This is a genomic window from Allobosea sp. (assembly GCF_051860145.1).
In the GTDB taxonomy this organism is placed as follows: Bacteria; Pseudomonadota; Alphaproteobacteria; order Rhizobiales; family Beijerinckiaceae; genus Allobosea.
Genome location: NZ_JBHYEM010000010.1, coordinates 60803 through 82052 on the forward strand (window position 1 = coordinate 60803; position 21250 = coordinate 82052).

The window sequence follows — 21250 nt, forward strand, 5'->3', positions numbered from 1 at the left end:
TCCGAGTGGTCGCTGGTTTCAGGGGCTGCCGGTTACGGAAATGACCTGGCCGGTGATGAAGTCCGCATAGTCCGAGGCGAGGAACATCACGGCATGCGCGATGTCCTGCGGCGTGCCGGCGCGGCGGCGCGCGGTGTTGGCGATCATGCCTTCCTGCCGCTCCGGCGAATAGGACTGCCATTGCCGCTCATAGTCCGGACTGGTGCGCTGGAAGCCGGGCGCGACCGCATTGACCGTGATGCCGAAGGGGCCGAGCTCCTGGCCGAGCTGGCGGGCGAGGCCGATCTCGCCGGCCTTGGCCGAGGCATAGGCCTGGATGCCGGTCAGCGAGGTGCGCAGGCCCGCGCCGCTGGCGATGAAGACGATGCGGCCCTTGCCGGCCTGCTTCATGCCGGGCGTTACAGCCTGGGCCGAGAGGAAGGCCCCGGTCAGATTGACGTCGAGCACAGCGCGCCAGGCCGCCTCGTCGACATCCTCCAGCGGCGTCGCGCTCTGGCCGAGCACGCCGCCGGCGACATAGACCAGCACGTCGGGGCTGCGGCCGGAGGCGGCTTCGCTCGCGGCGATCCAGGCGCGGACCTGCGCCTTGTCGAGGAGGTCGAGCTCCGTCCTGTGCGCCGGCAGTCCCTCCAGCTCCTGGCCGAGCCGGTCGCCGGCGAAGACCTTGGCGCCGCGTGCGGCGAAGGCCTCGACGATCCCGCGCCCGATGCCGCGTGCGGCACCCGCGATCAGGACGGACTGGCCTGCGAAACCGATGTTCATGCGACCTTTTCCACATTGCGAGGGGCGATCTGCGGATAGAGCCGCAGAAGGCTCGCATAAGCGCGCTCGATCGCCGCAATCGGATCGGACTCGGCTGCGGCATCCGCGTTCACGAGCGCGAAGATTTCGTGCTTGAGGAAGAAGCGCCATTCGATCGGCAGGGCAAAGAGCGTTTCCGAGAGGTGGTCCCAGGCATGGTCGGACCAGATGCGCTCGAAGGACAGCCGCTCCTTGTCGAAGACGAGACCGCTGGGGCGCTCGCCCGGTCCGGCCCGCAGGACCTGCGTGGCCGCCTCGTCGAACTTTCCGCCGTTGATGACGACACCGTAGTCGCGGGCGCCTTCAGCCGAGACCTTGCCCTGCGCGACGTCGTCCATGACCTCGGTCACGGGCCGCTCGAAGGGGTCGCCCCAGCCGCCGGCGCCGGCGGCCGAGATCATCAGGACGTCGCCCGGCGCGCAGCGCACCACATCGGTGTTGCCGAGGCTCTCTTCGCGCTCGGTGCCGGGATTGCGGAGGAAATCGCAGGTCGCGCCGGGCTGTCCGCCCTCGAGGCCCCAGCAGGAGAAGCGCACGCGGTCGCGGTTGCGTGCGGTCACGACCGAGTTCGGCGTGAACATCTGGAAGGTCATCTGTGCGGCAAGGCCGCCACGATAGCGGCCGGCGCCGCCGCTGTCGGGTACGAGCTGGTAGCTGAGCACGCGGATCGGCACCTCGGATTCGGTGATCTCGATCGGTGTGTTCTTCAGGAAGGAGTTGGAGCCGTCCTGTCCGTCCTCCTTCGCCCAGCCGCCACCGCCGCCGGTGATCGGGTTGATCGAGGCCATGGCGAGGCGCCCCGTCCGGCTGTCGGTGGTGCGGACATTGAGGATGCCGCCGCCACCGGCTGGGCCGGCCGGCAACCTGTCGGGCAAGGCGAGCGAGAAGGCGCCGACGACCATGCCCTGGATGCGGGCGCAGGTCAGGCTGCGCATGCCTGTCGCCGCCGGATAGACCGGGTTGACCACCGAGCCTTCCGGCAGGATGCAGCGCACCGGCCGCAGCAGCCCGGCATTGAGCGCGACGGTGGGATCGAGCGAATAGACGACGTAGTTGTAGCCGACCAGCGGCAGGATGTGGCGCGGCAGGCCGCCGGTCGGCATGTTCAGCGCCGACTGCAGTTGCGGGTCGCTGCCGGTGAAGTCGAACACGGCCTCGTCGCCGCTGACGCGTACGGTCAGCTTCAGCCGGCAGGGCACGCCTCCCGGGCTGTCCTCGTCGATATAGTCGGTAAAGACGTAGTCGCCGTCCTGCATCGAGGCGAAGAGACGCCTGGCCTGCCGGTCCGCGAGATCGAGCACGCCATAGGTCGCCGCGCAGACCGTCTCGACCCCGAAGCGGGCGATGGCGTCCCGGATCTTGCGCTCGCCGGTCTTGAGCGAGGCGATCTGCGCCGTCAGGTCGCCCCAGTTCTGGTCGGGCATGCGGACATTGCGCAGCATGATCGCGAGCACCTGCTCGTTCATCACGCCGGCCTCGACCAGCTTCATCGGCGGGATGCGGATGCCTTCCTGCTGGACCTCCGTCAGCGCCCGCGAGAGCGAGGCCGGCACCGCGCCGCCCATGTCGGTGTTGTGGATATGGCCGACCGCGAAACAGACCAGCGTCTCGCCCTCGAAGATCGGCATCCACAGGTGGATGTCCGGCGCATGGGTGCAGACATAGCCGGAATAGGGGTCGTTGGTGATGCAGATGTCGCCCGGCCTGTAATCGGGAATCGCGTCGATCGCGCCCTTGTAGTCCAGTCCGATGAACCAGGTCGCGCCGAGGTCCTTCGGGCTCGCGAAGGTCTGGCCGCAGGGCGTGGTCAGGCCGCTGGTGAAGTCCTCCGTCTCCTTGACGAAGGCCGAATGGGCCGTGCGCAGGAGCGTATAGGCCATGCTCTCGGCAGCCGCCTCGAAATGGCTTTTCAGGATCTGGAGCGTGACCGGATCGAGCGTTGGCTTGATGGTCGCGGTCATGGTGTGAGCCGTCATGACATCTGCGCCCTGCTCAGGATGAGGTTGCCATAGCCGTCGACCTTGCCCGTGAAGCCGGGCGGCGCCCAGGTCGTCGTGTCGTCCTGGATGATCACGGCGGGGCCGGCGAAGCGGCTTCCCGGCTTCAGGTCGCGGCGCCGGAACAGGCCAGCGGCGATCTCGCTGCCACGATGGCTCACCGTCACGGTTTCCTGCGGCGCGACGTCGGTCGCTGCGACGATGCGCTCGGAGAAGGAGGGTTTCGGCGTCTTTCCGGCGATGACGACGCGGAGCGCGACGAGCTGCACCTGCGCCTTCTCGTCGGCATGGCCGTAGATTTCGGCATGGCGGGCGTGGAAGGCGTCGATGATCGCCTTGTCGTTCCCCTCCGTAATCCAGCTTTCCGCGATCGGCGTCTCGATCTCGTAGGACTGACCGCGATAGCGCATGTCGCCGGAGACCGTCAGTGTGGCTTCGCCCTCATGGCCCTGGCTGCCATGGAGCCAGTTGCGCGCCTCGCCGACGAGCCCCGCTAGCGCCTGGCCGATGGCCGGCATGGTCGTGGCGTCGACGTCGAGGAAAACGACGCGGACGAAATCGGAGCGCAGATCCGCGAGCAGGCCGCCGAGCGCAGCAAGCACGCCTGGCGTCTCCGGCACGATGACGGTCTCCATGCCCATGGCCTCGGCCAGCAGGCAGCCCAGCATCGGGCCGGCGCCGCCGAAGGCGAGCAGCGCATAGCCGCTCGGCTCCTCGCCGACCTGCGAGAACAGCCGGCTGACCTCGCGATACATGTTGGCGACGGCGAGATCGATGACGGCCTCGGCCGTGGCGGCGGGGTTGCGGGCGAGGCCCCGCGCGAGAGGCTCGACCACGGCGAGCGCCTTTGCGCGATCGACATTGACCGCGCCGTAGCCGAGCTCGGCGGCGCCGAGCACGCCGGTGACGGCGAAGGCGTCCGTGATCGTCGCCCGCTCTCCGCCGCTGCCATAGCAGGCCGGGCCGGGCTTCGAGCCGGCGCTTTCGGGGCCGACGCGCAGGACGCCGAGCGAATCCACGCTGGCGATGGAGCCACCGCCTGCGCCGATCGAGGAGACCGAGACCGTCGGCAGATAGATCGGATAGCGCCCGACCAGTTCGCCGGAGCGGAAATCGGGCATGCCGTCGCGCAGCAGGGCGACATCGGCGCTGGTGCCGCCGATATCGAGGCTCATCACGCGGGGGAAGCCGGCGCGTTCCGCGACGAAGCCGGCGCCGATGACGCCTGCCGCCGTGCCCGAGAGCAGCATCTCGATACTGCGCTCCTTGCCGGCTGCGGCGGTCATCACGCCGCCATTCGACTTGGTGATCATCGGCGCCGGGCCGACGCCGCGTTCGCGCAGCGCCGCTTCCAGCCGGCCGATATAATGCGAGACGCGCGGCTGCACCGCGCCGTGGATGCAGGCCGTGATGGTGCGCTCATATTCGCGCACGATCGGCCAGACATCGGCCGAGCAGAAGACGGGAAGCTCCGGACGCATCCGGTTCAGTGCCTGCTTGACCAACCGCTCATGCGCCGGGTTGGTGTAGCTATGCAGGAAGGCGAGCACGATGCCCTCGGCACCGGCGGCTTCCGCTTGCGCCAGCGCCGCCGCGATCGCATCCTCCTCCGGCACGGTTTCGGCCTTGCCGTCGGCGTTCATGCGCTCGCGCAGCGGGATCACCCGGTCGCGCGGCACCAGCGGCGGCGGGCGCCGCGAGAACAGGTCGTAGGGGTCGGGGATCTTCAGCCGGGCGAGCTCGAGGACATCGCGAAAACCCTCGGTGACGAAGAGGCAGAGGCGCGCGCCCGTGCCCTGGATCACGCTGTTCACGCCCACGGTCGAGCCATGCGTGAAATAGCTGACCTCGCGCGGGGAGATGCCGAAGCGGCGCTCGATCTCGTCCAGGCCCTGTAGCACCTCGGCGCCCGGCGCATCCGGCCGCGACAGCACCTTCAGCGTATGCAGCCCGAAGGACGCCTCGTCGAAGACGCAGAAATCGGTGAAGGTGCCGCCGATATCGACGCCGATGCGATAGCCCACGGTTCAGCTCCGTCCATTCGCAGCGGTGATGTCAGGCAAGCCCCGTGCCGTCATGCCCGCTTCATCCGCGCAGTGGCGCGCGATCTCGGCATGGGTCGCAAACCAGACCGAGCCCTTCGCCTTGGCGGCGCGGATGACCTCGTCGAGGATCCAGATGCGCGAGCGGTGGCCGATCTGGTGCGGGTGCATGGTGAGCTGGAACAACCCGCCTTCCTGCGCCGCGAGATCGAGCTCGCGCAGGAAGATGTCGAGCACCATTTGCGGCCCGCCATGGGGCCGCAGCGCCGCGAAACGGTCCATGCTGAAATAGACCGCGTCGTCGCGGATCCATTCGACCGGGATCTCGACGATGCCGGAGGGCTGCCCCTGGTCGAGCAGCTCATAGGGCTCGTCATCGGCCATCAGCGAGGAATCGTAGAGCAGCCCGATCTCGCGGATGATCTTCAGCGTCCAGGGGCTGAAATCCCAGGAGGCGGTGCGCATCCCGACCGGGCGTGTGCCCGCGAGCCTGGTCAGCACGTCGCCGGCGCGCAGCGCCAGGTCGCGCTCGGTCTCGTAGTCGAGCCCCGAATTCAGCTCGTGGATCCAGCTATGGATGCCGATCTCGTGCCCGGCGGCGGCCGCCGTTTCGATCTCGCGCTCGTTCAGCATGGCGGCGACGGCCGGCATGAAGAAGCTGGCGGGAACGCCATGGCGATGCAGCATCGCCAGGATGCGCGGCATGCCGGCGCGCGCTCCGTACTGGCCCTGGCTCAGCTTCGAATAGGAACGGCCGCCATTGCGCAGTTCGATGGTCTCGTGATCGCTGTCGAAGGAGAGCGCGACGGCGAAGGTCGCCCCGTCTTTCCAGCGCGCCGGCTTCAGCGAGCGCCCGGCGCGGACATGCTCGACGGCCCCGCGCCAGACATCCTCGGGCCAGGTCCAGGGATCGGTCTTGGGGGGGACTGGAGAGATCATTCTTTGACGCTCAGCAATTGTACTGGAAGCCGTCGACGACGAGCGCCTGGCCGGTCATGAAGCAGGGTTCGGATGCCGCGAGGAACAGCACCAGCTGGGCGACGTCTTCCGGCTTTCCCATGCGTTGCAATGCGATGCCGGCCTGTGCCAGGGCGGCGCCGCGCTCGCGGGTCAGCGTGTTGCCGAGCTCGGTCTCGATCACGCCGGGGCAGAGCGCATTGACCAGGATCGTGGGGCCGAGTTCCTTGGCGAGCGCCTTGGTCATGCCGATGATGCCGGCCTTGGCGGCGGCATAGGCGAAGCGGCTGACGGCCGCGGTCACGCCGCCGGTATGGGCGTTGAGCGAGGACATCGAGACGATGCGCCCGCCGCCCTGCGCCTGCATCACCGGGGCAACCGCGCGGATGTAGTTGAAGCAGCTCTTCAGGTTGATCGCGATGGTGCGGTCGAACTCGTCTTCCGTGATCTCGAGAATGCCCTTCGGCATCGAGCGTCCGGCATTGTTGACCAGCACGTCGATGCGGCCGAACTGCGCGACGGTCTCGTCCGCGACACGCTGCGCTTCGGCGAAGGACGAGACGTCCGCCTCGAAGGTCAGGGCCTTGCGGCCCATCTCGCGAATCTCTCCGGCGGTGCGATCGAGCTCAGGGCGCAACAGGTCGACGAGCGCGATGTCGAACCCGGCCCCGGCCAGCGCTTTGGCACAGGCCCGGCCGATGCCTCTGGCGCCGCCGGTCACGATCGCCACGGATGGGCTGTGCGATGCCTTCATCTGCCGAATTCACCCCGCCGAACGTCTTGAATTCATCTCGATTGAAGGGGAGCGTATCGTCGGCTAAGTTGTCCGCCAAGGTGGATTTGGTTCACATACATGAATACCGAAGTGAAATCGGGCGCCCGCATGCTCGACCTCCTCGAGTACCTTGCGGGCTGTTCCGAGCCCGTCAAACTCAAGGACATCGTCGCCACATTGGGCTTTCCCAAGAGCAGCGCGCATGCGCTCGCTCAGACGCTGGTTTCGCGTGGCTATGCCATCCAGGATTCGACCGAGCGCTACGTGCTGGTCCATGCCAGCCGGCACCGATCGGCGACGCGCGCGCACGAGGCGCGCCTGCTCTCCGCCGCGCATCCCGTGATGGAGCAGTTGCGCGACGTCTCCGGCGAGACGGTCGTGCTAGCGGTTCGCAACACGCGCGGGGAGTCGAAGCGCCTCGCGAAATGCGTCAGCCGCCAGGCCATTCGCTTCGACGTCGATCTCGACGGCAACAGCGAGTCCTACTGCACGGCGACAGGGCGCCTCCTGCTGGCGCACTGGGACGCCGCGCTCACCGACGCCTATCTCGCGCGCGTGCCGCTGATCGCGCGCACACCAAAGACCGTCATCGACCCCGATGCGATCCGAGCCCTGTTCGTCAGGATTCAGGAAGACGGGGTTTCGATCTGCGACGAGGAGCATATCCTCGGTTCGACAGGCCTCGCGGTGCCGATCCGGGGGCGAGACGGCAGCGTCGTCGCCGCGCTGAACCTGGGAGTGGTGACGACACGATACCAATCCCGCAGCGGCGAACTCATTGCGGCTCTCAAGGATGCCGGGCGACAGATCAGTGAAAGACTTGGTTACCGTGAAAGCCGGTGACGAATAACCAAGCAATTTGCTGATCAACGTCCGGTCGTGCGCCTCTCCGACCTGCCTGTACGCTAGTTTGCATGCGAAATTGGATACTGTTATCGCTTCAAGCCTAACGCGCTCCCGCCGCTGGCCCCCGGCCATGCTGAAAGAGGAGCCGGCGGGAGGTTGGGATGCAGCTTTTGGCCATCCAACAGACTGTGGCCTCGGGCAGTATTCTGGCGACCATGCCGCAGGTCATCGAGAGTGTGGGCCGTCCCGATTTTTCGACCGGGTTGTTTGACATCGCCCGTCGCTTCACCGGCACCGAGATCGTTACGGCGTTCATGACCGCGCCCGATGGGGAGGTTCATACGCTTCTCGCCGAGAACCGGCAGGAACCGGGCAAGGCCGCGCTCGATGTTGCGCGCCGCTATGTCTCCCGCCACTGGCGCGCCGATCCAGCCAACGCGATCGCCCTCGACGAAGGCGGCAACCGTGATTGCTGGGGCGTCCGCATGCGGGCTAGCGACATCGCCAGCCCGACCTACCGGAGCGAATGCTATGTCGCCGTCGGGTTGTCGGAGCGCTTTTCGCTGATCCAGCGGCGGGTGGCCGGCACGATGCGGCTCAGCATCTATCGTCGTCGCAAGGAAAGCTTCAGCGACGAGGAAATCTTGCATCTCGTCGAAAGCGCGCCGCTGCTCATGGCGGCCCTCTGGCGTCATTACGAGGCGGTGAAGCCCGCCGACGGGCACCGCGCCGCCGCAGCTCTCCAGGCACGGCTCGAGGCGTTCGCGCCCGGCCTATCGAAGCGCGAGCGCGATGTCTGTGCGCTCATCGCGACCGGCCTGACCTCGGAAGGGATCGCGCTCGAGCTCGGGGTCGGCCTCAACACCGTCCTGACCTATCGCAAGCGAGCCTATGCCCGGCTGGGCATTTCCTCGCAGAACGAGCTGATGCGCATCCTGATGTAGCACGCGGCAGCGACGGCAGGATCAAGCCATCCGATACCCGCCGTTCACGTCGAGCGTCGCGCCGGTGATGTAGGATGCCTGTGCGGAGAGCAGGAAAGCCACGGCCCCGGCGATGTCTTCCGGCTGGCCGAGGCGGCTGAGTGGCACCGCCTGCGCCAGCACGCCCAGCGAGCCTGGTCCGGCCGAGCGTGGAGTTGCCGCCGCCAGCATGGGCGCGTCGATGATACCTGGCGCGACGCAGTTCACGGTGATGCCGAGCGGCGCGAGTTCGCGCGCCATCGCCTTGGTGAAGCCAAGGATTGCCGACTTCGACGAGATATAGCTCGCCGAGCCACGATAGCCGCCCAGCTCGGCGGCGACGGAGCTGGTCGTGGTGATGCGCCCGCCCTCGACCGGCCGCTCCCGGCGGCGGCGCGCATAGGCGCGGATGCTCAGGAAGACGCCGCGCGTGTTGACCGCATGCGTGCGTTCCCAGTCGTTCAGCGTCATGTCGAAGATCGTCGGCCGCTCGCCATCCGCCGCCATCAGCAGGATGCCGGCATTGCAGACGAGTGCGGTGACCGGGCCGTGAGCGGCCTCGACGGCGTCGAACAGCGCCTCGACCGAGCTTTCGTCGGAGACGTCGACCGCCCAGCCGCTGTGGCCCTCGCCTGGTAGCGAGGCGGCCACCGACGCGGCCGGTTCCTTCGTCAGGTCACAGACGGCGACGCGCCAGCCGTCGATGGCGAGCTTCTGGGCGATCGCGGCTCCGATTCCACGTCCGGCACCGGTGACGAGGGCTAGCTTGGTCATGTCAGCGTCCGTTCATTCGCTGTAGATGCCTTGCGCGAGCAAGGCCCGGGAGGAGAAGTCGCGGCCGTGGCTGCGCGTGAAGAAGCCGGCGGAGAGGCCGCCATCGGCCATGATCAGGGCGCCGTTGACGTAGCTCGCGAGATCCGAGAGCAGGAACAGGCAGACATTCGCGATCTCCTCCGGCCGGGCGAGCCGGGCGAGCGGCGTGCGGTCTTCCATGACGCCGGCGACGAAGCGTTCGGGAATGCCGGCGCGGATCATCGGCGTGTCGGTCGCGCTCGGGCCGATGCAGTTCACCCTGACGCCGTGCGAGCCCCATTCGATCGCGAGATCGCGGGTGAGACCCACCACGCCCGCCTTCGATGCACAGTAATGAGCCCGCCCCGACTGGCCGCCGAGCGAGGAGACCGAGCCGATGGTGACGATGGCGCCGCGACCGCGCGCGACCATGCGTCGGCCCGCCGCCTGGCATGAGTAGAAGGTGCCGGAGAGGTTGACGCCGATCACCGCCTCCCAGCTCTCGGCTGACAGTTCTGTCGCGCGGGCGGGGCGCGAGATCCCGGCGGCGGTGATCAGCCCGTCGAGCGGGCCGAGATCGCGCTCGATCGTTGCAGCCGCAGCGTCGGTGGCCGCCTGATCGCGGACGTCGAAGCTGGTGGCGATTGCGCGGGCGCCCAGCGCCTCGATCTCCCGGGCCACCGCCGCGGCGCCTTCGGCATTGGCGTCCGCGACCGCTACGGCTGCGCCCTCATGCGCAAGCGCCATGGCGCAGGCCCGCCCGATGCCGGAGGCGCCGCCGGTGACCATGACCGTGCGGCCTGAAAGTCCGAAATTGGCGCTCATGTCCTGCTCCCCGAGATGGAATCACGCTACGCCGCTCAACCCAGCTTCTGGCCGGCAAAGGCCGGCCGCTGTGACAGACGCGCAAACCAGGCGGCAGCCAGCGGTCGCCCGTCGCGCCAGTTCAGGTCGGCGAAGCGCAGGTCGAGATAGGCGAGGCCGCAGAAGAAGGTGATTGTGCCGATATCGACCCGTCTGCCGAAGGAGGGGGCCTTGCCTTCGATGATGTCGAGTACGGCCCGGACCTTGGCGATCTGGCCGTCGATCCAGCGCTCCCAGCGCATCGCCTCGTCGCGCAACAAGCCCTCGTAGCGGGCGAGGAGCGCGGCATCGAGCAGGCCGTCGCCGAATGTCTGCTCGGTCAGGGCATTCCAGCGCGCGGCCGGCTCGGTCGGGAAGAGCGTGCCGCCGGCGCGGTGATTCAGGTACTCGCAGATGACGCGGCTGTCTGCGATTGCTGCGCCATCCTCGGTCAGCAGGGTCGGGACCTGACCGAGCGGGTTCGACCTGATGATATTCTGCTCGCGCGCCAGCGGTCCGCCGGATTTGTATTCCTGCGAGACGTCGAGCATCTCGATCTGGTCGAGAATGCCGAGTTCGGCGGCGGCGATCCGAACCTTGAGGACGAAGGGGGAGGTTGCGGACTGGTAGAGCTTCATCGCGGCGGCCTTTCTCAGCGGGGCAGATGGTCGGGCCCGGCGGCGAGCGCACGTCCGGCGATGAAGCCGAAGGTCAGCGCCGGGCCGAGGGTGATGCCGGCGCCCGGATAGGCGCCGGCCATGATCGAGTTCATGTCGTTGCCGCAGGCGTAGAGCCCGGGGATAGGGCGCTCGTCGCGGCCGAGAACACGGGCCTGCGGATCGCAGATCAGGCCGGTCGCCGTGCCGATATCGCCCGGCCAGACCTTCACGGCATAGAAGGGGCCGGTCTCGATCGGCCCGAGGCAAGGATTGGGCTTGCGGGCGGGGTCGCCGAGATAGCGATTGTACTCGCTCGTGCCCTTGCCGAAGGCGGGGTCCACGCCCGAGCGCGCCGCCTCGTTCATCCCTGCGATCTCGGCCGCGAGTGCCGCTGCGGGCACGCCGATCCGCTCGGCGAGAGCGGCTATGTCGCCGCCTTCGAACAGGTAGCCCGTCTCGACGAAGGCCTTGGGGGATTTGAGGCCGGGATGGACGAGTCCGAGCCCGTATTTGCGCAGGAAGGCGCTGTCGCAGACGAGGAAGGCCGGCACGGCCCCGTTCGCATGCATGGCCTCGACGAAGCCGTGATAGGAGGTTGCTTCATTGGCGAAGCGGCGGCCCTCGCCATCGACCGCGATCAGCCCCGGCTTTGCCCGATCGAGGATCAGGTGCGGGAACTGGACCTCGCTGCCGTCCTGCTTCCGCATCACCGAGACCGGCGTCCAGAAGGCGGCGCCGATATTGTCGTCGCGCAGGCTTCCACCAGCGCCGAGCCCGAGCACGATGCCATCGCCGGTGTCGGTCGCCGGCGCCATCGAGCGGTGGACGTCGGCATGCGGCATGTGTTCGCTCCGCATCGTGGCATTGGCTGGGAAGCCGCCGCTCGCCAGCGCCACGCCACGCCGCGCGCCGATGCGCCGCTCGCCGTTCGGACCCTTTGCCACGAGGCCGACGACCGAGCCGTCGTCAACGATCAGGGAGCCCGCGGCCGTCTCGACGCGCAGGTCGACGCCGGCCAGCCGTGCCGATTTCAGCAGGCGTCCGGCGAGCGCATTGCCCATCAGCAGCCGCGCGCCGCGCGGATGCCGCAGCCGGTCGAGGGCGTGCTGAAGCAGGAGCTTCGCGCTATGTCGGAAATTCGCGAGGCTGTGGAAGCGGCCGACCAGCGCGTCGATATCCTTGCGGTTCACCATCATGCCGCCGAGCACGGTGAACTCCTTCAACGGCGGCCGCAGCAGGGCAAAATCGGCGCCCAGATCGTTGCCGTCATAAGGGGCGGGGTCGATAGTCCGGCCGCCTTTCGAGGCGCCGGGCTGCTCGGGCTGATAGTCGGGTGAGTAGGCGCGCGCTTCGAAGCGCAACGCCGTCTCGCTTTCGAAGAAGCGCACCATCTCCGGCCCGTTGTCGAGAAAGGCGCGCATCAGGTCCGGCTGCAGGCGGTTGCCGAGCACGGCCTCGACATAGGTCATCGCCGCCTCGCGGCTATCGGCATGCCCGGCCTTTGCGGCATGCGGGTTCTCCGGGACCCAGATGGCGCCGCCGGAGACCGCGGTGCTGCCGCCGACGAACTCGCTCTTCTCGATCAGCAGGACGTCGAGCCCGGCCTTGGCGGCGGTGATCGCTGCCGCCATGCCGCCGGCACCGGAGCCGACGACGACCACGTCGCAAATCTCGTCGAAACGCTCGCTCACGGCTCTTCTCCGCTCAGATGCCCATGCCGCCGCCGAGCGACTTGCCGCCGTCGACGAGCAGGACCTGGCCGTAGATGAAATTGGTGCGCGGCGAGGCGAGGAAGGCGACGGCGTTGGCGATGTCCTCAGGGGCGGCGAGCGCCCCGGTCGGCTGCAGAGCGAGCAAGGCGGCGCGGGCCTCTTTTGACTGTTTCGCCACCATCTCGGTCGCGACTGCGCCCGGCGCCACGGCGTTGACCGCGATGCCACGCGGCAGCAGCTCCATCGCCATGGCTCGCGTCAGCCCGACGACGGCTGCCTTCGAGGCGACATAGTGGGCGTGGTTGCGCGAGCCGAGAAAGGTCCGCGAGGCGATGTTGACGATGCGCCCGCCCTTTTCCATCCGCCGCGCCACGGCCTGCGAGAGCAGGAAGAGGGCGGTGACGTTGACGTCCATCATCCCTCTGAAATCGCTGGCGGCGAGCTCGAAGAACGGCTTGTTCTCGAAGATGCCGGCATTATTGACGAGGGCCTGCACCGCGGGCAGCCGTTCCGCCAGCGCAGCCAGGCCGTCGTGATCGGCGAGATCGATCGGCTCGAAGAAGACGCTATGCCCGCTTGCCGTCAGTCCAGCCACGAGTGCAGCGGCAGCCTCCGCCGCGCGATCGAGGATGCCGACCGCAAAACCGTCCGCACAGAGGCGCTCGACGATGGCCCGGCCGATCCCGCGGGCGCCGCCGGTGACGAGGGCGAGAGGTTTGTCCTGCTGGGCAGCCATCAGCCAGTTCCTGTGCGCATGGTCGTCCCGGCTCAGCCGCCGAGATAGGTGCGGCGGACACTGTCGTCTCGCCGCAAGTGTTCGGACGGGCCCTCGAGCGCCACCTCGCCGTTCTCGAGGATGTAGGCGTAGGAGGAGCAGCCGAGTGCGATTGCCGCGTTCTGCTCGACGAGGAGGATGGTGAGCCCCTCGCGGTTCAGCCGTTCGATGATCGCGAAGATCTGCTGGACCAGCAGCGGCGAAAGCCCGAGCGACGGCTCGTCTAGCAGCAGCAGCCGTGGCCCCGCCATCAGCGCCCGGCCGATCAGCAGCATCTGCTGTTCGCCGCCGGAAAGGGTGCCGGCCTTCTGCTGCAGCCGCTCCTTCAGCTTCGGGAAATACTCGAACACCCGCTCCAGATCGCGCCTGACCCCGGCCGCGTCACTGCGGCGATAGGCGCCCATGTCGAGATTCTCGCGCACGCTCATGTCGCGAAACACCTCGCGCCCTTCGGGCACCTGCAGGATCCCGGCGGAGACGACCTTGTGCGACGGCCAGGACTGGATCGCCTCGCCGGCGAAACGGATATGTCCTGCGGTCACCGGCACGAGGCGCGACACGGTGTTGAGCGTCGTGCTCTTGCCGGCGCCGTTCGAGCCGAGCAGGGCGACGATCGCGCCCTCGGGCACCTTCAACGAAACTTCCGAGAGCGCCTGGATGCGGCCATAGGAGGCGCAGATGGCGTCGATTTCGAGCAGGTCAGCCATGGGGCGTCTCCTGCGTGGTCTCGCGGCCGAGATAGGCTTCGATCACGGCGGGATGGGCACGCACCTCGGCGGCGGTGCCTTCGGCGATCTTGGTGCCGAAGCTCAGCACGGTGATGCGGTCGGAGATCGACATGACCAGCTGCATGACGTGCTCGACCAGGAGGATGGTGATGCCGTCGCGCTCGCGCAGCTCGCAGAGCAATCGGTCGAGCGCCGCGATCTCGCGATTGCGCAGGCCTGCCGCCGGCTCGTCGAGCAGCAGCAGCCGCGGGCGGATCGCCAGTGCGCGGGCGATCTCGACCATCTTCTGGTGGCCGAAATCGAGATTGCGCGCCTTGGTCTGGGCGTAGGCCGAGAGGCCGGTGCGCTCGAGCAGATGCTCGACATGCTCGACGATCCCGCGCGGCCGGGCGCTGATCGCATCGCGCCAGGAGCGGCCGGCATGGACATGCGCGCCGATCAGGACATTCTCGAAGACCGTGAGCTCGGCGAACAGCTCCAGATTCTGGAAGCTGCGGGCGATGCCGAGCCCGGCCATCTCCTTGGCGGGCAGGCGGGTGATGTCGCGCCCGTCATAGGTGATGTGGCCTTCACTCGGCGTGTAGAAGCGCGAGATGCAGTTGAAGGTGGTCGACTTGCCGGCGCCGTTCGGGCCGATCAGCGCGTGGATCGAGCCCTTCGCCACCGCCATGTCGAGCCCGCCGACTGCGGTGAGCCCACCGAAGCGGATGGTCAGGCCCGCGACGTTGAGGAAGGGCGCGGCGGTCTCACCGGCCATGGCGCGCCTCCCTGATCCGGTCGCCGATGAAGGCGAAGAGGCCGCGCGGCGCGTACATCATGAACAGGATCAGGATCGCGCCGTAGATGATCTCTTGATACTGCGGCGCCTGGCGCAGCACCTCCGAGATCAGGCCGAAGACGATGGCGCCTCCGATCGCGCCGGCGATCGAGCCCAGCCCGCCGACGACGACCATGGTCAGCACCAGGATCGTGGTCTGGAAGCCGAGGCTGTCGGGATGGATGAAGGTCTGGAACAGGCCGAACATACCGCCGGCGAAGCCCGCGATGGCGGCCGAGAGACCGAACGCCACGACCCGGGTGCGACGCACGTCGATGCCCATGGCCATGGCCGCGACCTCGGATTCGCGCACGGCGCGGAAGGAACGCCCGAGCCGCGAGCGCGAGATCGCGACGGTGACCCCGATCATCAGCAGGCAAAAGAAGACGACGAAGGGATAGGCCTGCTTGTCGCTGAGGATCTCGAGCGGGCCGAAGCGCGCGGGGCTGATGCGCAGGCCGTTCGGGCCGTTGGTGACGCTGTCCCAGTTGGCGAAGACCCATTGCATCGCCTCGCCGAAGGCGAAGGTGGCGAGCGCGAGGTAGATGTCGCGCATGCGCAGCGCCAGCGCGCCGATGAACAGGCCGACGATGCCGGCGACGAGCGCGCCGAACAGCATGGCGAAGGGGTAGGGCAGGTCGACCGCGCGGTTGGCCAGCGCGCTGGCATAGATGCCGATGCCGTAGAAGGCGGCATGGGCCATGGAGAACTGGCCGGTCTCGCCGATGACGATGTGCAGCCCGAGGCAGAGCACCACGAAGACCAGCAGCAGATTGGCGATGTAGATGACATAGCCCGTAGTGAAGGCCGGCAGGGCCACGGCGACGAGCGCCGCCAGCGCCAGCCCTGCGATGGCCGGGGCCGAGAGGGCACGCCTGCCGGGCGTCGCCGGCGCGAGGGGAGAGGACGACACGGGGTCAGACCTTCTTGATCGTCAGCTTCCCGCCGAACAGCCCCTGCGGGCGCAGGACGAGCACGATTAGGATGGCGAGGAAGGGGGCGAGGACGATGGCGCGGGAGGAGATGAACAGTCCGACCATGTTTTCGACGATGCCGATGATGAAGCCGCCGACGACGGCGCCGGGCAGGCTCGAGAAGCCGCCGACGATCGCCGCCGCGAAGGCGAGCATGACGATCGAGCCCATGTCCGCGGTCATCAGGATCTTGGGCGAGATCAGCAGCGCCGCGATCGCCGAGATGACGCCCGACAGGCCCCAGATCAGCATGTGGCAGCGGCGCAGATCGACGCCGACGAGCTGCGCCGCCTTCGGGTTCATGCCGACGGCGCGCATGGCGCGTCCCGTCTTGGTGTAATTGAACATCCAGAAGAAGGCCGCCATCACGGCGACGGCGGTGCCGAAGATCGCAAGGTCGAGCAGGGTGACCGATGCCTGGCCGATCATGGCGGAATCGGTCGGGACCAGGGCGGGGAAGGAGCGCGGCGTGTCGCCGAAGCCGGTGCGGCGCACCAGCCCCTTCAGCACATAGGACAGGCCAAGCGTGGCGATGACGAGATAGACGAGGTCCTTGGCCGATTTCGCGACCTGGTCGAGCACGACGCGCCGGAACAGCGCCATGGCGAGGAAGGCTGCGAGCAGCGTCGCCGGCAGCACGACCCAGATCGGCATTTGCTGGAAGACGAAAAGATAGAGCGCGACATAGCCGGCCGCCATGAAGACCTCGCCTTGGGCGAAGTTCGGCACGTCCGAAGTCTTGAAGATGATCACGATGGCGAGCGCCAGCAGCGCGTAGACGCTGCCCGAGACCAGCCCCGAGGCGATGCCCTGCTGCAGGAAGATCAGCGCGAGTTGCAGGTCCATGTCCGGCCCGGGCTCAAGTCAGGGGAGGGATGGCGGCACGGGGCCGCCATCCGATGTCGGGGAGGGCGAGGTTGCCCGCGACGGTCACTTCGCCTCGTAGGTCCAGCGGCTGGTGAAGACGCCGGGCAGCGGGGCCATCGTCGTACCGTCGTACTTGATGAAGATCGTCGAGCGGTTCGCGGCGCGCTGCTGCGGTCCGAACTGCATGCGCCCGGCCATGACGCCCGAGTCGAAATCCTGCGTTTTCAGGGCGGCGAGCACCTTCTCGCGGGTCGGATTCGGGCCGGCATCCTGCAACGCCTTGACCAGGGACATCGCCGGAGGGATGCCGTACGGCATGTAGGTCTGCGGATGGTCGGGCTTGGCGGCGAGATCGGGATAGGCCGCCTTGTACATGTCGTAGATCGGCTTGAGCTTGTCGCCGCCGGGCGAGTCGATCATGACCTCCTGGGTATAGAAGTTCTTCAGCGCGTCCTTGCCGACATTGCCGACGAGCTGGTTGAGGCTCGCCGTACCGGTGACGGAGAGGATGATCGGCTTGTTGAAGCCGAGTTCGGCCGCCTTCTTGATCAGCAATGCGGCCGGACGGGCATAGGTCACGAGCAGGATCGCGTCCGGATTGGCCGCGCGCAGCTTCAGGAAGGGCGCGGTGACGTCGTTGATGGTCGGATTGATCGATTCGACCACGAGCTTGACGCCGTTGACCTCGGCGTCCTTCTTCGAACCCTCGAGGTTCCAGGCGCCATAGGCGTCGTCGTGGTTGATATAGGCGACCGTCTTGGCGCCCAGGCTCTTGGCCGCGAATTCGACCATGGCGCCGCCGACCGCGTATTGCGAGATCGAGAAGGCGCCGAAGATGTAATCGGTCGGCGGGAACAATGCTCCGTCGCCCGACGCGTTCAGCATCAGATAGGGCACCTTGTTGCGGACGATGTAGTCCTTGGCGGCGACGACGGCCGCCGAACAGGACCCGCCATTGAGCATGAAGACGTTCTCCTGCTCCACCAGCTTCTTGACGGCGGCGACGAGATCGTTGGCGTTGCAGCGGTCGTCCTCGACGACGTATTCGATCTTGCGGCCGTGAATGCCTCCGTCCTTGTTGATCTTGTCATAGTACATCTTCGCCGCGTTCACGACGTCGAAGCCATAGGCCATGTTCTGGCCCGAGAGCGGCCCGAAGATCCCGATCTTGATCGTCTTGTCGGTGATGCCCGGCTCCTGCGCGCCGGCTGCGACGCCCATCAGCAGCCCGCCGGCCAGCGCTAGGCCGCGTACGATTCCCTTCGTCTTCATCATGTCCCTCCCTGTCATCGTTTTGGCTTGTCGTTGAGGCGGCCCGCTCCGGCAGGGCGGTCCGATCCTGCGGGGGATCATAGCGGAATGCGCCACCGCCTCTGTCACAGCCGCTTGGGACATACGGTGTCATTATCTGCGCGGGCGGCCGTCATCGACGCGGCTCGGCTGCGAGCGGTGGTTGCGCCAGGCGAGGGATAGGGACCCTGATGTCAGCTACCAAGTGATCGCATATCGCATTCGTTGCAGTATCATGGCTCGGCTGGCCTTAGAGCCGGATGACGTCAGTTGGAATCGCAAAGCGGTTCCAACTGACGTCTGAATCCGTCTCTCACCAATAAGTTAGAGCAGGATCGATGCGAAAAACCGGTTCCCACTTTTTCGCATCCTGCTCTAGCTCCGGCGGTCGCGCGATAGCATCGCTCGCCGGCGTCTTGAGCCGCAGCCAGCACCCCGGCTCGATCTAGCCCCCGCGAAAGTATTTAATGTATACGATCGCTTTTCTGCTGCTGCCGGAATTCTCCCTGCTCGGCGCTGTCTCGGCAACCGAGACGTTGCGGGTCGCAAATTCGCTCTACCCGGAGCCGCCGTTCCGTTATCTGTTCGTGCACGACACCGAGCCACGCGTGGCGTCGAGCTCGGGCATTCCCCTGCAGGCGGAGATGCATGTCCGCGATCTGAAGGAGTTCGACGCGCTCGTCGTGCTGTCGAGCTTCCGGCACGACAGCTATGAGAACGTCGAGACGCAAAACCTGATCCGGCGCTTCGACAGGCACGGCAAGACGATCGGGTCGATCGAGAGCGGCGTCTATCACATCGCCAGGGCCGGCGTGCTCAACGGTCATGTCGCGACGGCGCATTTCAACAATCTGCCGATGTTCGCCGAACTCTTCCCGCAGGTGAGCTTCGTCAAGAAGGTCTACACCTGGAGCGAGAAGCGCATGACCTGCGCCGGCGGGGCGGCCGCGACCGATATGATGCTGCACCTCGTCTCCGAGCATCTCGGCAAGGCGGTGGCGGCGCGTGTCGCCAACATCATCATCTTTCCGTATCGCCGCGAGATCGGCGCCTATCAGGACGATCTCTTCACCTCCGCCTATAACGGCTTTCCCCAGCCGGTGCGCGAAGCCTGCCGGATGATGGAGGAGGCGATCCATCGGCCGCTCGACATCGAGGCGATCGCGGAGCAGGTCGCGCTCTCGCGGCGGCATCTCGACCGGCTGTTCGAGATCGCGTTCAACTGTTCGACATTCGATTACTACCGCATGATCCGGCTGGCGCGCGCCCGCAAGCTGGTGAGGGCGACGCGCATCGAACTCACCACCATCGCCATGCGCTGCGGCTTCCGCTCCTATCCGCGTTTCCTCGAGCGCTATCGCGAGGCCTATGGCGTCTCGCCTTCGGGGGATCGGGCCTCGGAGCTGCTGCAGCCGACGCAGCCGGACCGGGTCTCGCCACTGACGGACCTGCATCCCTATCAGAACCAGCTCGATCCGAAGCGGATGGTCTGAGGCGTGCCGCGGCTCGCATCTCCGACGCAGGCGGGCGGCATATGTCCAGAATGGGAATTTTGATTGTCCAAGGCGAGAGTATCCGAAGGCTCCGCTTTTTCCAATGATCTTGTGGTGTTGATTTTGAGTAATTCAATATTCGGGCATCGAATACTGAGTTCCTCAGAATAATTGCCAGAAATCCTGCCTATCCAGGCAAGTCACGCGATGAACTGCCCATATGCCGGGTCGTTCTGCTCCGAGGCGTGCCCGTTTGGCGGGCGTGGCGATGCGACATGACATGCGAGCGTCAAAGACGCCGTCAAACAAGAGGGTGAACGCAATGGCCGACGGTTCAACGATGACCGGCAGTTCTCTGCCGGCGGGCGCCCTCACGCGGCGCGCCTTCAGTGCGGGCCTGCTCACGACAGGACTGATTGCCGGCCCCGGGCGCGGCTTCGCCCAGGCGACGCCGAAGCGCGGCGGCACGGTGCGGCTGGCGCTGTTCCAGCAGTCGACGGGCGATACCTTCGATTCCGCCCGCTACGACAAGGGCAACGACTATATCCGCGGCACCAGCGTCTACAGCTATCTGACGCGCATGGACGAGCAGGGCCAGGCCCAGCCGGAGGTCGCCGAATCCTGGGAGGCCAACAAGGAGGCAACGCGCTGGGTCTTCACGATCCGCAAGGGCATCAGCTTCAGTGACGGCTCGCCGCTGACGACGGACGACATCATCTTCTCGCTGCTGCGCCACCGCGAGGAGAAAGTGGCCTCGAGCGCCAAGCAACTGGTCGCCAACATCACCTCGGTCACGGCCGATGGGCCGAACAAGATCGTCATGGATCTGGCCCAGCCCGACGTCGACCTGCCGATCCTCGTTGGCATCTTCCAGTTCGCGCTGGTCAAGAACGGCACTTACGACTTCTCCAAGCCGATCGGCACCGGCGCCTTCACGGTCAAGGAGTTCCAGCCCGGCATCCGCACAGTGCTGGTGCGCAATCCGAATTTCTGGAAACAGGGCCAGCCCTATATCGACCAGTTCGAGATGTTCCCGATCCCGGACGCTTCGGCGCGCGCCAATGCGCTTTTGTCCGGCGATGTCGACATGATCCTCGAATTGCGCGGCAACAGCATCGAGCAGGTCGCCAAGTCCAGCAATGCCGCGGTCTTCGTCACGCCCAGCACGCGCTACACCGCGATCCAGGCCGCGGTCGACCGGGCCCCGTCGAACAACACCGACCTCGCGCTCGGCCTGTCCTATCTGGTCGATCGCAAGCGCGTGCTCGACACCGTCCTGCGCGGCTATGGCACGATCGCCAACGATCATCCGATCGGCCCGACGAGCCCCTACTTCAACGCAGCGCTGCCGCAGCGCGAGCTCGACATCGACAAGGCCAAGTTCCATTTCGGCAAGGCGGGCATCGGCCAGAGCCCGATCGAGCTCTCCATGGGCGACGGCGTGCTCTACAGCGTCGATATCGGCCAGCTGATGCAGCGCGAGGCAATGCGCGCCGGGCTCAACCTGCAGATCAAGCGCGAGCCGGCGGAAAGCTACTGGACTGCGGTCGCCGGCAAGCGCCCGTTCTTCGCGACCAATTTCCACCCGCGCCCGACCTACAACATGCTGCTCAATCTGAGCTGGAAGAAGGGCGCCGTCTGGAACTTCTCGCACTACGAGAACGAGCGGCTGGAGAAGCTGATCGACATGACGCGGGCCGAATTCGACCTCGCCAAGCGCAAGGAGCAATACGGCGAGATCCAGACGATCATCCACAATTCGGGGGCGATCATGATCCCGACCTTCCTCAACTATGTCGACGGCGTCTCGAAGAAGATCAAGGGGCTGACGCCGTTGCCGATCGGCAGCCTCGGCGGCTTCAACTTCACCGATCGCATCTGGATCGAAGCCTGATCCGGATGGATCGGGTTCGGTTGGAG

Annotated in this window: 19 protein-coding genes; 4 read left to right on the forward strand and 15 right to left on the reverse strand. The window is 66.8% G+C overall.

Annotated elements, in window-relative coordinates; genetic code table 11:
- Positions 1-18: 18 nt before the first annotated feature.
- Genes ACTIF2_RS17160 through ACTIF2_RS17180 form a run of 5 tightly spaced genes read right to left on the reverse strand, consistent with a single transcriptional unit; the run spans position 19 to position 6551 of the window.
- Complete coding sequence (locus ACTIF2_RS17160) at positions 19-762, reverse strand: SDR family NAD(P)-dependent oxidoreductase (protein WP_439498311.1); 744 nt, start codon at positions 760-762, stop codon at positions 19-21.
- Positions 759-2762 carry a hydantoinase B/oxoprolinase family protein gene (locus tag ACTIF2_RS17165; RefSeq protein WP_439498312.1) on the reverse strand — a complete coding sequence of 668 codons (2004 nt, stop codon included), beginning with the start codon at positions 2760-2762 and terminating at the stop codon, positions 759-761. The genes ACTIF2_RS17160 and ACTIF2_RS17165 overlap by 4 nt, the downstream gene beginning before the upstream one ends.
- Before the next feature lie 11 nt (positions 2763-2773).
- Positions 2774-4822, reverse strand: coding sequence for a hydantoinase/oxoprolinase family protein (locus ACTIF2_RS17170; protein WP_439498313.1), 2049 nt, complete (start codon positions 4820-4822; stop codon positions 2774-2776).
- Between the two features lie 3 nt (positions 4823-4825).
- The gene (locus ACTIF2_RS17175) at positions 4826-5779 is read right to left on the reverse strand and encodes a polysaccharide deacetylase family protein (protein ID WP_439498314.1); all 954 of its coding nucleotides are present in this window, start codon (positions 5777-5779) and stop codon (positions 4826-4828) included.
- A gap of 10 nt (positions 5780-5789) precedes the next feature.
- Positions 5790-6551 carry an SDR family NAD(P)-dependent oxidoreductase gene (locus ACTIF2_RS17180; RefSeq protein ID WP_439498315.1) on the reverse strand — a complete coding sequence of 254 codons (762 nt, stop codon included), beginning with the start codon at positions 6549-6551 and terminating at the stop codon, positions 5790-5792.
- A gap of 99 nt (positions 6552-6650) precedes the next feature.
- On the opposite strand from ACTIF2_RS17180, the gene ACTIF2_RS17185 reads away from it, so the two are divergent.
- Positions 6651-7415 (forward strand): IclR family transcriptional regulator, encoded by a 765-nt coding sequence (locus tag ACTIF2_RS17185; RefSeq protein WP_439498316.1) that lies wholly within the window; start codon positions 6651-6653, stop codon positions 7413-7415.
- A gap of 164 nt (positions 7416-7579) precedes the next feature.
- Positions 7580-8362, forward strand: coding sequence for a helix-turn-helix transcriptional regulator (locus tag ACTIF2_RS17190; protein WP_439498317.1), 783 nt, complete (start codon positions 7580-7582; stop codon positions 8360-8362).
- Positions 8363-8383: 21 nt separating this feature from the next.
- Here ACTIF2_RS17190 and ACTIF2_RS17195 read toward each other — a convergent pair whose 3' ends face one another.
- The 10 genes from ACTIF2_RS17195 to ACTIF2_RS17240 all read right to left on the reverse strand — a co-directional run bounded on the left by ACTIF2_RS17195 (position 8384) and on the right by ACTIF2_RS17240 (position 17822).
- Positions 8384-9154: an SDR family NAD(P)-dependent oxidoreductase gene (locus ACTIF2_RS17195; RefSeq protein ID WP_439498318.1), complete on the reverse strand. Its 771-nt coding sequence runs from the start codon at positions 9152-9154 to the stop codon at positions 8384-8386.
- A gap of 12 nt (positions 9155-9166) precedes the next feature.
- On the reverse strand, positions 9167-9997 hold the full coding sequence (locus ACTIF2_RS17200) for an SDR family NAD(P)-dependent oxidoreductase (RefSeq protein WP_439498319.1): 831 nt from the start codon (positions 9995-9997) through the stop codon (positions 9167-9169).
- Positions 9998-10032: 35 nt separating this feature from the next.
- Positions 10033-10653 carry a glutathione S-transferase family protein gene (locus tag ACTIF2_RS17205; protein ID WP_439498320.1) on the reverse strand — a complete coding sequence of 207 codons (621 nt, stop codon included), beginning with the start codon at positions 10651-10653 and terminating at the stop codon, positions 10033-10035.
- Positions 10654-10667: 14 nt separating this feature from the next.
- Positions 10668-12365 carry an FAD-dependent oxidoreductase gene (locus ACTIF2_RS17210; RefSeq protein ID WP_439498321.1) on the reverse strand — a complete coding sequence of 566 codons (1698 nt, stop codon included), beginning with the start codon at positions 12363-12365 and terminating at the stop codon, positions 10668-10670.
- Between the two features lie 13 nt (positions 12366-12378).
- Complete coding sequence (locus ACTIF2_RS17215) at positions 12379-13122, reverse strand: SDR family NAD(P)-dependent oxidoreductase (RefSeq protein WP_439498322.1); 744 nt, start codon at positions 13120-13122, stop codon at positions 12379-12381.
- Between the two features lie 32 nt (positions 13123-13154).
- Positions 13155-13868: an ABC transporter ATP-binding protein gene (locus ACTIF2_RS17220; RefSeq protein ID WP_439498323.1), complete on the reverse strand. Its 714-nt coding sequence runs from the start codon at positions 13866-13868 to the stop codon at positions 13155-13157.
- Entirely contained in the window at positions 13861-14646 is a 786-nt protein-coding gene (locus ACTIF2_RS17225) for an ABC transporter ATP-binding protein (RefSeq protein ID WP_439498324.1), read from the reverse strand. Before ACTIF2_RS17225 ends, ACTIF2_RS17220 begins: the two co-directional genes overlap by 8 nt.
- Entirely contained in the window at positions 14636-15619 is a 984-nt protein-coding gene (locus ACTIF2_RS17230; protein WP_439498325.1) for a branched-chain amino acid ABC transporter permease, read from the reverse strand. The genes ACTIF2_RS17225 and ACTIF2_RS17230 overlap by 11 nt, the downstream gene beginning before the upstream one ends.
- Before the next feature lie 4 nt (positions 15620-15623).
- Positions 15624-16526 carry a branched-chain amino acid ABC transporter permease gene (locus ACTIF2_RS17235; protein WP_439498326.1) on the reverse strand — a complete coding sequence of 301 codons (903 nt, stop codon included), beginning with the start codon at positions 16524-16526 and terminating at the stop codon, positions 15624-15626.
- Between the two features lie 84 nt (positions 16527-16610).
- A complete protein-coding gene (locus ACTIF2_RS17240; RefSeq protein ID WP_439498327.1) occupies positions 16611-17822 on the reverse strand; it encodes an ABC transporter substrate-binding protein in 1212 nt (403 codons plus the stop codon).
- A 482-nt stretch (positions 17823-18304) separates the two neighbouring features.
- Here ACTIF2_RS17240 and ACTIF2_RS17245 point away from each other — a divergent pair, with 482 nt between their 5' ends.
- Both ACTIF2_RS17245 and ACTIF2_RS17250 read left to right on the forward strand, forming a co-directional pair.
- Positions 18305-19330, forward strand: a complete 1026-nt coding sequence (locus ACTIF2_RS17245) for a GlxA family transcriptional regulator (protein WP_439498328.1) — start codon at positions 18305-18307, stop codon at positions 19328-19330.
- A gap of 322 nt (positions 19331-19652) precedes the next feature.
- Positions 19653-21224 carry an ABC transporter substrate-binding protein gene (locus ACTIF2_RS17250; protein WP_439498329.1) on the forward strand — a complete coding sequence of 524 codons (1572 nt, stop codon included), beginning with the start codon at positions 19653-19655 and terminating at the stop codon, positions 21222-21224.
- Positions 21225-21250: the final 26 nt, after the last annotated feature.